This is a genomic window from Vibrio sp. Vb1574 (assembly GCF_033338675.1).
Genome location: NZ_JAWOTC010000004.1, coordinates 82,153 through 95,046 on the forward strand (window position 1 = coordinate 82,153; position 12,894 = coordinate 95,046).

The 12,894-nt window shown below is 46.4% G+C and carries 10 protein-coding genes and 1 pseudogene; 2 read left to right on the plus strand and 9 right to left on the minus strand.

Annotated features, from left to right (window positions below; all coding sequences use genetic code 11):
* Positions 1–61 precede the first annotated feature (61 nt).
* From R7O12_RS04485 to R7O12_RS04525, 9 genes and pseudogenes are all read right to left on the minus strand, one after another.
* Positions 62–1,069, minus strand: a complete 1,008-nt coding sequence (locus R7O12_RS04485) for a LacI family DNA-binding transcriptional regulator (protein ID WP_017820101.1) — start codon at positions 1,067–1,069, stop codon at positions 62–64.
* Between the two features lie 225 nt (positions 1,070–1,294).
* A pseudogene (locus R7O12_RS04490) lies at positions 1,295–3,007 on the minus strand (sodium:solute symporter family transporter); the annotation flags it as partial.
* Positions 3,000–3,995 carry an ester cyclase gene (locus R7O12_RS04495; RefSeq protein ID WP_017634491.1) on the minus strand — a complete coding sequence of 332 codons (996 nt, stop codon included), beginning with the start codon at positions 3,993–3,995 and terminating at the stop codon, positions 3,000–3,002. The pseudogene R7O12_RS04490 and the gene R7O12_RS04495, both read right to left, overlap by 8 nt.
* 49 nt (positions 3,996–4,044) lie before the next feature.
* Positions 4,045–5,019 (minus strand): ester cyclase, encoded by a 975-nt coding sequence (locus R7O12_RS04500; protein ID WP_064376319.1) that lies wholly within the window; start codon positions 5,017–5,019, stop codon positions 4,045–4,047.
* 513 nt (positions 5,020–5,532) lie between these two features.
* Positions 5,533–6,813: a TRAP transporter large permease gene (locus R7O12_RS04505; RefSeq protein WP_005383432.1), complete on the minus strand. Its 1,281-nt coding sequence runs from the start codon at positions 6,811–6,813 to the stop codon at positions 5,533–5,535.
* Complete coding sequence (locus tag R7O12_RS04510) at positions 6,810–7,373, minus strand: TRAP transporter small permease (RefSeq protein WP_206957626.1); 564 nt, start codon at positions 7,371–7,373, stop codon at positions 6,810–6,812. Before R7O12_RS04510 ends, R7O12_RS04505 begins: the two co-directional genes overlap by 4 nt.
* A 58-nt stretch (positions 7,374–7,431) precedes the next feature.
* Positions 7,432–8,427 (minus strand): TRAP transporter substrate-binding protein, encoded by a 996-nt coding sequence (locus tag R7O12_RS04515; protein WP_182016039.1) that lies wholly within the window; start codon positions 8,425–8,427, stop codon positions 7,432–7,434.
* Positions 8,428–8,694: 267 nt separating this feature from the next.
* Positions 8,695–9,651, minus strand: coding sequence for a LacI family DNA-binding transcriptional regulator (locus R7O12_RS04520; RefSeq protein WP_206957627.1), 957 nt, complete (start codon positions 9,649–9,651; stop codon positions 8,695–8,697).
* A gap of 150 nt (positions 9,652–9,801) precedes the next feature.
* Positions 9,802–10,551, minus strand: a complete 750-nt coding sequence (locus tag R7O12_RS04525) for an HpcH/HpaI aldolase family protein (RefSeq protein WP_005374748.1) — start codon at positions 10,549–10,551, stop codon at positions 9,802–9,804.
* 289 nt (positions 10,552–10,840) lie between these two features.
* Between R7O12_RS04525 and hisD the strand changes: the two genes are divergently transcribed.
* Together hisD and R7O12_RS04535 are read left to right on the plus strand one after the other, a co-directional pair.
* Complete coding sequence (gene hisD, locus R7O12_RS04530; RefSeq protein ID WP_215810067.1) at positions 10,841–12,133, plus strand: histidinol dehydrogenase; 1,293 nt, start codon at positions 10,841–10,843, stop codon at positions 12,131–12,133.
* Position 12,134: 1 nt separating this feature from the next.
* Positions 12,135–12,869: an SDR family oxidoreductase gene (locus R7O12_RS04535; protein WP_318125654.1), complete on the plus strand. Its 735-nt coding sequence runs from the start codon at positions 12,135–12,137 to the stop codon at positions 12,867–12,869.
* Positions 12,870–12,894 lie beyond the last annotated feature (25 nt).

Consider the following 12,894-nt stretch of genomic DNA (forward strand, 5'->3'; position numbering starts at 1 on the left):
ATGAGCCGTTTGGGAGTCAGAGGCAAATAAAAAAGCCAACCGAATGGCTGGCTATAGCTATTTAAGCTTTTGTTGTCTGGCGCTCGATTAACTTCACTGGCACCATCATTTTTACTAGGCTGCCGTTTTTCGTATTAATTTGATCAACAATGATCTTCACGCACTCGCGAGCGAGGCGACGGAAATCCTGGCGGAACGTGGTTAATTGATAGCTTAACCATTCTGTCTGAGGAATATTATCAAAACCAATGACTTGTAAGTCCTGAGGAATCCTCAACCCGCATTCTATACGGGCGATATCCATGACCGCCATCGCAAGGTTATCGGTTGCACAGAACACTGCTTCAGGCCGATTTTTGTCTGCCAGTATGGCACGGACTTTATCAAGTGAGCTCGCGTAGTCATAGCTGGCTTCAATGATGCGTGGCGTCTTGCCGGTTAGGTCTTCAAATTCAGAGCAGAAGCCGCTTTGGCGTTCGTCATTCGTAAAGGTTGGCACTTCTCCCGTCAAATAAACCGCGTTCTTCACGCCACTTTTGTGCAGAAGTTGCGCGGCTTGTTGGCCTGCTTCGTAGTTGTCACTGATAACGTAGCTACTCCTAGTACCTTCAACAACTCGTGCGTATTGAACAATTGGGATATTAAACTCTTCACATTCTTCATAAAGGGACTTATTGAAGGTTGCGGAAGCAGCAATGACACCATCGACGCGATACTGGAAGATATTTGGGATTGAGTGGCCCTCTTCTTCATCCACTTGCCATGGAATCAATACGGCAGAATAACCTTTTTTCTGTAACTCACTGGAAATTAATTGCAGTGTTTTCATATGGATAGGGTAATCCGCATCAGGAAACACCAAACCTATCAATTTCGATTCGTTTGTGGTCAGGCTACGTGCAAAGGCGTTAGGGCGGTAGTTAAGGGCTTTAGCCGCTTCAAAGACTTTTTGCTTGGTCTTTTCGGATACTGAGCTACCCGGAACAAACACGCGCGATACAGTAGATTGAGAGACGCCTGCCATCTTTGCCACATCTTTTGATGTGACTACGTGTTTAATTGATTTCATGAATAAAACTTAGTTGCCAGTAATTGAGGTCATAAGACTAGCATAAATAGGTACGTATTCATAAATGTTCTGACGGGGTATCCTAAGTAGAATAATGGCTTTGGAGTGTTAAAAAGCAAAATGTGGGTTAACCCATTTGGTTTGCTTTGAGCTAGCACTAGATCTAGAGCGTAGATACTGTCCGTTTGTTGGACGTACAGTATCTGCGTAAAGAACATTAATTTGCTTGTTTGATTTTGGGGAGAGGAGTGAATACCCCATGTATCCGATGCAAGCGGTAGCGACAAGAATAGAGCAGCCACGCATAAAGTTAATCAGCATAGGAGCGTTGTCGGTAAACGCGTTGATCCCCCAAAGCATCACGATCGAGAATACAAACATCACTAGTAAGCCATAACATGGAGCATCGATTTTGCCGGGAACGACATACCAACCATCTTCCTTGATTGGTTTATTTAGACGAGCATATTCCGCTTGCTGGCCTTTCACTGTGTAAAGATGCATTTCATCTTGTTTACCCGTCAGGAGAAGGCTAGCAATGTAAGCGACAACGGCATTCACAAGGACTCCAATCACGCAATACCAAGGCCACGCAATATCGGTCGCAACGGCTACATACCAAATCACCAAGAAGCTAGCAGCAACGCCAATTAACAAGCCTTTTTCCGTAATGTGTTTTGAGTAGAAACCAAGGACGAACATACAGAAGCTCGCACCGACAAAGTAAGAGCCTGCCTTACTCAGCACTTCCAGTACCGAGCCTGTGCTGGTGGCAAACATGATCGCTGGAATGATGACCAAAATCGCCCACGCCACCGTGAAGAAACGCGATACCTTTAAGTAATGCTCTTCCGACTCGTTTTGCTTGTAGAAGCGTTTGTAAAAGTCAGCCACAGAAACGGTCGCCATTGAGTTAAATGCGGAATCGAGACTCGACATACTTGCCGCCAGAATCGCAGCGGCAATGATGCCCATCAAGCCTGGCATTCCATATTCACTCGCATAATGAAGAATGATGGTGTTGCCGTTTTCAAACTCTTTACCGTCGTAATAAGCGTTGAATAGGACGCCAAGCAAGATAAAGACAAAGTAAATAAAGAAGGCCACGTAGCCCATCATCAACATTGCCTTTTTCGCATCGCCCATGTTTTTCGCGGCCATACAACGTTGTACCATCATCTGGTTACCGCCATACACGGTGGTGTGGAACATCGTCATTGCGATAACGCCGGCCCATACAGTCGTTACTTGGCTTAGGTCAAAACTTGTTTGTAGGGCATCGGTCATTCCTTTCGCTTTGAGTTCTGCCATGACCTCCGTCATTGGAGCAGGCATGCCATTCCAAACGGCTTCAATGATGATGAATGCGCCAATAAATAAGATTACTGCTTGAATCACATCGGTCCAAATGACAGCCGCGATACCGCCCATTACGGTGTAGATAAGGGCAATTGCAGTGACGATCATGATGCAGTACATCACGTCGATACCAGTAATGAACTCTAAAATCATTGCTGTCGCGTAGAGTACGGCTGCCGAGCTCAATGCTTGTTTGATAAGGAAGATAAACGACAAAGTCAGTCGTGAAGCCTTGCCGAAGCGTCGTTCTTGATACTCGTAGATAGAGGTTAAACCGTTGTTGTAGAAAAACGGCATAAACACAGCCACGATGAAGAAGATCACCAGCGGATAATTGAGGTGAATCGCGATAACCGACAGGCCTTCTTTGTAAGACCAAGCTGGCCCACCAAGGAAAGACATGGCACTCACGTAAGTACAAACGACAGAAATACCGATCGCCCACCAAGGGATGCTCTTATCACCCAAAGCGAATTGGCTAGCTGAAGTTACTCGCTTACCAATCACCGCACCCAATACTAGCGTTAGGGCTATGTATCCCCCAAGGATGCTCCAGTTAAGTGCGCCAAACTCATGCATAATTAGGTCCTTCTAACTGTTCTTTCATTTGTGCAAACACGTCATAGCCAAGTTGCAGCAGGATATGAACGATGTCGATCGCCACCCAGTTTTCTTTCAGTAAATCGCCTTCGCGTCGCCAAATGTCCATAACGCGAAGTTCGATGTGTTTTCCTGTCGGGGCGAGACCGAGCCAGCCACTGTGACCAGTGTGAGTACCATGCATATGTGGCCAACCACCTGTGGATACGTAGTCATTTTTGGCCAAAAAATTGACCTCAATATCGACACTTCGGTCAGGGAAGGCAAACACAAATGGCGCTTGATGGTGGTTACGGAAACCTTTGATACCGCGCGTAGTACCAATACCAGCAGGGCCGTACCACATAAAGTCATTGTGCCAGTAGTTTTCTAAATCCATCGAGAAAAGATCTTTGCCATCAAAACGACCCAAGCAAGACAGCATATCTTCAACCAGCTGGGCGCTCTTTTCACTTTCTTCCAAAGACACAACAGATTGTTGAATACCGTTAGAAGTTGCAGGAGAAGGAACCAAGCCATCGTGACCTAAGCTTTTACGAAGAGGGTTGCAGCCTGCTTGATTCATCGCGTCGATGAAGTCTGGGATCATGTAAGATTCGGTGATTTGGTCGTTCTCCACACACACCATTTCGGTGTAACGCAAGTAGAGTGTTTTCCCTGTTGCTGGGATGCCAAACAGTGGTTGTTCAAATGTACCGATAAAGTAGCCGGTAGAGTTGTACCAAGTGCGGCCTTCGTATTCGCCGTGCATAACAATTATTGGTCGGCGCTCGGCGTCAGGCAAAGCATTAACAAGTGGTGAGAGGAAAGATTCGTGGGTTGCATCTGGGCCATTAAGATCGTTCACAGGGTGCGCCACGCACCATTTTACGTCAGGGTTCAAAGTTTGCAGAGCGGCCTGTTTTTGCTCGATGTCTGCGGCTTTGAAGTAGTTCTGGTAGAACTGTTCGATGATGTTGAGTGACATGTTGCTTCCTTACTGTCCGTGATTTTAATAAATAGTGTTTAGTCAGCCGTTAGCCTTGCTGAAGCAGGATTTGCTTCCAGATTGCGGTCTCGTCAAACAAAGTGAATTCGCGACGAAGACCCCAAGGGCCAAACTCAGCGTGGCTGATCCCCATGATGTAAACCTCTTTTCCTGAAGGCTTACCAAACATCCCATATCCCTCATGCTTACCGTGCAAAGACCATCGAATTGCCGCGCGTGGTGACATCATGTCGTCATCTCGGCCAATACGATGGTGAACGGTAAATTGAGCATTTGGGAAAGACGCACGAAGTGCCATCCAAAAATGATCGACTTCCGAGTGTGATAGGGCAGTTTGACCGCCAGTGTATTCGCCGATGCAAGCGCGGTCGTACTCTTTCGGTACTATTGAGAACTCGGCATTCATAAGGCTTCTGAGAATTGCTTCATATCGATGACCATATTCGTTGTCGTTGCCTACGCCCAAATAAGGTCCAGGAATGTCGACTTCAGGTGTGAACGGAAATGGGCTTGATTCCACGCCACCTTCAAATTCGATTTGTTGGCGTGCAAACTCTTCTGACGTCATGCCCAGTTGGTTCGCGATATCGGCTTGATCGCGAACCAACCATTCGTCATTGATTTGGTTATTGATAGCGTGGCAATCTGCGATAATACGGAAACGAAGTTTGCGGTTCGAGGCTTGCCCGTAGAAGCCGTTGCCACTGTGTGTTGCAGTAGAGATGATTCGATGAGAAGAAAGCATGCCTTGTTCCGGGGTGCCTGACCAAATGACGTCTTCGCCATATAGCGTGCGATCGGGAAACTCGGCCAGTGTCGCCATTGTTGCACTGATCACCCCTTCGTTTCCTTGAACGATAGAGAGTGGAGTACGCACAACAATGTCGGGAGAGTAGTAGTGTTCTAAGGTGTTTAAACCTCGGTCTTCCCAAATCTCTTTTGTGATACCAAGAATGTAGTCGGGAAAATCACGCCACTTTTCATCGAAGCCAACCATGGCCATAAATCACCTCCGTAATTGAATAATTATGTTTTGATTACGTATTCAAAATATATCATGTTGCCATTTTGTCAACGGATTGTTTTTTGATTGTTTAAATAGCGTGCTGATGATCAGACTTTTAACAATTGAGCGGAAAACAAACTAAAAAAGTACAGGAGAGATGGAAGCTATCTCTTATCGAGACGTGTTAATAAGAAAGGAGGTCAAAGTTTTTTGTATGAATTTCCTAATATCTTATTGTTTTTTAATCGCTTAATTTATTTTTATCTGTTTGAATGGAAACAAATGATTAAGCCAAAACTGATAATCATGCAGATCAAGGCACCCAAATAGACTTTATCGCTAATATTCAGCTATTTTGGTGTCAATTATCCTTATATCTTTCAAATTTTCCTTTTGCATACGAATGCTTAAAGGCTTTTTTATTAAATCGGAAGTAAATAACGAATAAGCCACTAGAAAGGTGTTTATCTAGTGGCTATAACAGTCATAAGCGCTCTATGAGTGCAACGATCAGGATAAAAGCGCAGGTAACGATAGCGAGATGGCAGGGATGAAGGTAATCAACATCAAGGCCACTATCATTGCCCCAATCCAGCCCATAATGGCTTTAGAGAGCGACTCTATCGGTACTTTGCCTACCTGACTTGCCATAAACAAGTTGGCACCTAAAGGAGGCGTAACAAAGCCAATGGCCAAGTTCACGATCATCACGATACCAAAATGAACGGGGTCCATGCCGAGTGCTGACGTAATGGGTAGCAGAATTGGTGTGAGAATAACAATGGCCGCCAGCGTTTCCATGAAGGTACCGACAAGCAACAACAGAACATTGATGCAAAGCAGTATCAGCAGTTTGTTTTCGGTAATCGATAGAATGAACTGAGCGATCTCGGTCGGTAGACGTTCTAGGGTCAATATGCGGCCAAACGTCACGGACGCACCCACAATGACGAGCACAGCGCCAACTAACAGTGACGACTCTAGAATGATTTTCACCACTTGCGCTGGTTTGAGCTCTTTATAAACAAACATGCCAAAGAATAAGCCATAGAGCACACCAATGGCGGCTGATTCGGTAGGTGTGAAGATACCGGAATAGATACCGCCGAGAATGATCACGGGTAGTAGCATTGCCCAACTGGCTTCTTTTAGCGCATCAAGACGCTCTGCCCAGGTCGCTTTGCGCTCGTTACCTGTGTAGCCCCGCATTTTTGAGACAATTAGACAGTAGCCGATCAATACCATACCGACGACCAAGCCAGGAATGATGCCCGCCATGAACATCTTGGTGACCGAGACTTCAGCTGTGATCGCGTAGACGATCATCACCACAGAGGGTGGAATAATGACGCCAATCCCGCCGGAAGAGGCGATCAAGGCACCGGCAAAGCTGCGGTCGTAGCCTTTCTTCACCATAGAGGGAATCATCGTCAGGCCGATAGCGGCAACGGTGGCAGACCCTGTACCAGAGATGGAAGCGAAGAACATGCACGCCACAATGGCGACGATGCCAAGCCCACCAGTAAAGTGGCCAAAGAAGACCTCCGCCACGTGTAATAATCGTTTTGAGATCCCTCCTTGGCTCATAAGGTTACCTGCCAAGGTAAATAGAACGACGGCGAGGAGAGGGAAAGAGTCGAGCCCTGTTACCATTCCTTGGACTAAAAACTCAATGTTAAGAAACGGCAGACTGAGTATCGCGACCATACTGGCTGCCGCCAGAGCAATACCGACCGGAACGCCAATGAGCAGAAGCAGACCAAAGCTGCCAAACAAAAGTGCAGACGTCATGCGTTAAACTCCAATAGTCGGTTAGAAGTACGATACTTTGCTTTGATATGGCGATAGCGTTGGCGAGAAAAGCGAACTCGTTCATTGCTGGTGGAGCACGCGTTCACACGTTGATAAATGCTTGTCACTAGGCGCACGCAGCTTAATAGTGCGCAAACTAAAACAGAGGCATACAAACACGCAATAGGAATTTCCATTGCGGGTGCAATCTGACCGAGTTGCAGGCTGCGGTTTATAACCTTAAATCCAAACCAGGCGACAGTTGCACTAAAGGCAAGGTAGATAAGATCAGAGACAATCAAACTGAATTGCGTCCAATTGCCCGGAAGTTTATCGATGAACACACGAATGCGGATGTGTCGATCATCTCGGATACAGTAGCTGATGCTCAGGTACATCGCCCATACGAATAAATAACGAGCCAGCTCTTCAGCCCACGCGATCGTTGCATCGAACAGGCGTAGGGCGATTTGCAAGCACAGTAAAGTTGTCATCGTTGAGATCGCGATAACGATAAGGGTTGGTTCTAGGTATTTGTCTAGTAAGCGAAACCACTTCATGTTCACCTCCAAAACGAGAAAGCACGACCTGTTGCCAGATCGTGCAAAAGAGTGGGAGTTATAGGCGTTCTATCTCGGCCATCACGTTGTCAAACAAGTCTTTACCCGTTTTACTGCGCAAGTCCTGGTACACGGCCGCATTCATTTTCTCTTTCATGATGCTGCGTACCTCGTCTGGGACGATGTTAACCGTCATGCCTTTTGCTTCGAGCTCTTTGATTACTTCTTGGTTTTGCTGCGCGGCGAGCTCACGCTGTTTTGCGATGGTTTCTTTGCTTACTTCACTGATCAGCGCCTGTTGCTCTGCAGGAAGTGAATCCCAAAACGATTTGTTCATGAACAGCACGTAGTTAGTGTAAATGTGGTTAGTCAAAGAGAGGTATTTCTGCGCTTCATAAAAGCGTTCGGCATAAATTGAATAGATGCCGCTTTCTTGAGCGTTAATCAGACCTTGTTGGAGCGAGGTAAAAATTTCTCCCCAAGACAGAGGTGTTGGCGCAGTACCAATAGATTTCCACGCGCTTATTTGAGTGGGGTTAGATGCCGAGCGAATCTTTAGCCCTTTCAGGTCCTCAATACTATCAATTGGCTGTTTGTTGTTGGTCACGCTACGAAAGCCGACCTCCATAAAGCCAAGTCCATGAAAGCCTTTTGATTCCATAGCATTCAACAATGGTTGTCCGATCTTCTCACTGTCGAGCGCTTTGTGTGCTTGCTCTTCGCTATCAAAAAGGTAGAACACGTCGAGCACGTTAAACTCTGGGACGTAGGGAGAGAGTAAAACTGACGCACCAAACGTCATTTGTAAGTTGCCTTGCTGTACGAGTTCAGTCGTCTCACGCACATCGCCTAGTTGTCTTGCCGGATAGATTTCAACTTCTATCTCACCGTTTGAGCGAGCTTCCACTTCTTGTTCGAAATAGAGCATTGCTTTGTGTACGGGAGAGGTTTCTTGACTGTCATGAGCAAGACGAATAACACTGTTTGCAAACGTATTCATGCTGCTAAATGCAAGCCCCAGTGCGGTAAGTGAAGTAAGGATTGCTTTCTTCATCGTTCTTCCTTGTTTCTGGTATGACCTGCCATGGGCATTCGTCGGCAAGTCACACAACTTTTTATGTTTTTATAAATTAGTTGAGCAATTCATATCCATTTTGCATACGAATCCAAAATAAAACATTAAAGTAACAAGTCAATAACAAAATTGATGAATTGATGAGGAATTAAATAACGATTGGTGAAAATTTAATCGCGATCACAGAAAATGCCTTACTTGAAAGTAAGACATTTTGTTTATGAAGAATGAATAAAAATGGATTTATTAAATGGTGCTACTACGTTCGATCAAGGTGCCTTGCTCGAAAAGGTATTCGCCAGTTGCATCCAGGTTGCCGTTGATTCGATTCATCAAGTCTTCAACCGCTCGTTTAACAATTTTGTCGACTGGTTGAGCAATGGTGGTCAAATCATAGCTCGGCCATGCAGACATCGGAATGTTATCTACACCCATCACAGAGAAGTCTTGGGGGATCTTTGCTCCGGCTTGTCGCAAGCCATCCATCACACCCATGGCGAGGATGTCGTTTGCACAAAAAATTGCATCGGGTTTACTGGTATGCGACAAGATCGCTTTCGCCGCTTTTAAGCCTGCTTCAAAGCTGTACTTGGCTTGGATAAAGGTTGGTGACGGGGAGCCGAGTTCTTGCAATTTTGAAGAGAAACCCAGCCAACGCTCTTCACTGGTCATGGAGCCAGCATCGCCACTGATGTAAGCACACTGTTTTGCGCCTTTCTGCGTTAAATACTCGGCTGCTTGTTGGCCCGCCAAGCGGTTATCAATACCAGAGCTGTTGGCATTAATGCCTTCGGCGTAGCGGTTGATCAAGCTTAAGTGAACGCCAAACTTTTCGCATTGGGCAAACGCGCGTGAAGTTAAACGGCTGGTGGCGATAACGAGTCCGTCCACTTGGTATTCAATGGCGCGTGAAATGGCGAGATCGAGGTCGTCCTTGTCGATAGGGCAAAGCACAACTTGTCCGCCTCGCTTTTGAATTTCGACAGCCAAAGCACGAGATTGCATGTCGTACATTGGGTTTGATTCGCTATCTAACGCAATCGCCACTAAGCCTGAACGACTCGAAATCAGACCTCGGGCGATGGCATTCGGTGTGTATCCGAGCTTAGCTGCGGCATCCATCACCATTTTGCGTTTCTTCTCGCTAATACTCGCAGTCGGGCTGAATGCTCTAGATACCGTCGATTGAGAGACGCCGAGCATCTTCGCGACGTCGATCGAAGTTACTTTCGCTTTAATGGTGATACTCCTTATTTAAGGCCATTGAACCTTCTCATACGTGCTGAGTGTATGGGCTAGGGGATTTCTGTGTCTAGAGCATTACATTGATAAGGCGTAAATATCAGAGAAAACTCAAGAATTCATCACATTTCTCTCTTGTTTGAAGCCATCAATGATCATTTTGTGTTCAGACCCAACACAAAAGAAGCTAACGCCGAGTTCACGCCATTCCCGAGCTTGTTGAGCCGTCGCGACAAACATGCCAACAGGTTTATTGGCGGCTCTGGCCGCTTCGATTACTCGCATACTTGCTTGTGCGACTTTCTCATCATGAACGCTATCAGCACCATAAGCGACAGTGAGATCAACTTGGCCAATGAAGAGCGCATCAATTCCTTCAACATTGGCAATCGCTTCAACATTTTCAACCCCTTGAGGGTCTTCAATTTGTGCAATGACAATCGTATTCGCACGGCTGTCTTTTAAGTGTTCAACCATGGGCTTAGTGGCGTATTGCGCTGCTCGACTGGAACCAGCATACCCTCGGCCACCTTCTCCGTAATGGCAGATTTTCGCCAGTTGCGTCGCTTGCTCAGCAGTACAAACATGGGGAATTTGTACACCCGCCGCGCCACAGTCAAGCGCGTTCAAAATGGTTGAAGGGGCGCTGTCTTGTACTCGTACCACGCACGCGAGGTCATTCGCTCTGGCCGCCATGATGCACAGATCAAGCGAGGAACGATCGAAAGGTGCGTGCTCTGCATCCAGTACCACAAAAGGCAACTCTGCCAGTGCCAATACCTCGATAATGTGAGGATGAGGGGTTTTAACAAATGTACCTAATAGCGTTTCTTTAGTCAGACGTTGCTTAAAATTGCTCATAATTCTCTCCTTTGCAAAGGTATGCAAAAACTAACATGTAGAAATGTAAATGATGAGTAAAAATGATGTGATCTAAAACTCATTTTTGATTAAAAATTAAACTCAATCAAGGTGCTTATTACTTGATTTTATTTGTTTAAATTAATCAATACAAAGGCTTAAGGATTATTTTTGTGGTTTGTTGACTTAACTTGTCAAATGTTAATTAAGTGTTTAATCTGATTTTGCATTCGTATCCAAACGCATAAAAATAACCGTTCGTCAGCCTCAATGTTCAAGGAGAAACCCAATGGCACGCATTTTAAAAAACGGAATCACTGAAGAAGCATCAGCATCAAACGACGCAAAAGTGCGTCAGATTGTTGAAAACATTCTTGCTGATATTGAATCGAAAGGTGATAGCGCTGTACGTGAGTTGTCTGAAAAGTTTGATAACTGGTCGCCGGAGCAATTCCGCCTGTCAGAAGAGCAAATCCAGGCCTGTGTGGATGCGCTTGATGAATCGACTCGTCATGATATCGAGTTCGCTCAGCAACAAGTTCGAAACTTTGCTCAAATTCAACGTGACTCAATGAAAGACGTCGAAGTAGAAACCATGCCTGGTGTGGTACTGGGGCATAAAAATATTCCAGTCAACAGCGTGGGTTGTTACATCCCTGGCGGTAAATACCCATTGGTTGCATCCGCTCACATGAGTGTACTGACGGCGAAAGTCGCGGGCGTAAAACGTGTTATTGCTTGTGCGCCACCGTTTAATGGCCAGCCGAATGTGGCGATTGTCGCTGCGATGGCAATGGCGGGTGCGGATGAAATCTATTGCTTCGGTGGTGTTCAGGCGGTAGGTGCAATGGCTCTGGGGACGGAGACTATTGCACCGGTCGATATGATTGTAGGGCCGGGTAACGCATTTGTAGCAGAGGCAAAACGTCAGTTGTTTGGTCGCGTCGGTATCGATTTGTTTGCAGGCCCAACTGAAACCTTAGTCATTGCTGATGAGAAAGGCTGTGACCCTGAATTGGCAGCGGCGGACTTGCTTGGTCAGGCCGAGCACGGTTACAACTCTCCCGCTGTCTTGTTGACCAACAGCGAGACATTTGCAAAAGAAACTATCAAAGAGATTGAACGTCAGCTAACTATTCTTCCAACGGCGGAAGTTGCGGGTAAAGCGTGGGCAGATTACGGACAAGTGATCGTATGCGATAGCTACGAAGAAATGGTGGAAGTGGCAGACGATATCGCTTCTGAACACGTTCAAGTGATGACGGAAGATCCTAAATACTTCCTAGATAACATGACCAACTACGGTGCCTTATTCCTAGGTCGTGAAACCAACGTTTCTTACGGCGACAAATGTATTGGTACCAACCATACACTGCCAACGAAGAAAGCGGCACGATATACCGGTGGTCTTTGGGTAGGGAAGTTCATCAAGACTTGTACTTACCAGCGTGTGACGGAAGCGGCATCCTTAAAAGTCGGCGAGTACTGCTCTCGCTTGTGTGCACTCGAAGGTTTTGCTGGCCACAAAGAGCAAGCGGATATTCGTGTGCGCCGTTACAAAGGCAAAGTGGAAGAGGCGTAATATGTCGAAACTTGCCTTAGTCACAGGCGGCAGTGGCGGACTGGGTGCCGCCATTTGTCGCAAGCTAGCTGAATCGGGATATCGCGTGATTCTGACTTACAACAGTAATCAGAAAGCGGCCGAGGATGTGCTTTCCTCGCTGCCACGTAACGAGCATCTAGCATTCAAATTGAACGTGGCAGATTCTAGTGCGATTGAACAGCTTAAACATCAAGTCAGTGAAATAAGCGACAAGCTGGATTTGTTGGTCAACTGTGCGGGGATGACGAAATTCGTCGCGCACTCTGATTTGCAAAGTTTAGATGACCAGCTGTTTGACCAAATTTTCCAAGTGAACGTCCGTGCGCCTTTTGCCATGGTTCGAGCGTTTGAGCCTTGGCTTAAGCAAGCCAATGGTTGTGTGGTGAACATTACTTCTATCGCGGCACAGACTGCGATGGGGAGCAACATTGCTTACTGTGCAAGTAAATCTGCCGCGGAGAACATGACCCGTTCTTTAGCTCGCGCTCTGTCTCCCGAGGTTCGAGTTCTGGCTGTTGCTCCAGGGCTTGTCGACACTGAGTTTGTCAAAGGCTTGGATGACGCATGGCGTAATCAACAAGAACAATCCACACCGCTTAAGCGTTTAGCCAATGATGAAGAAGTCGCTCAAGCCGTGTACGTCGCGGCAGATCTTCTTACCTTCTCGACAGGCAATACCATCGCGGTTGATGGTGGGCGACCTTTAGGTCTGTAACTAACAATTCAAAGGCTAGGTCCAA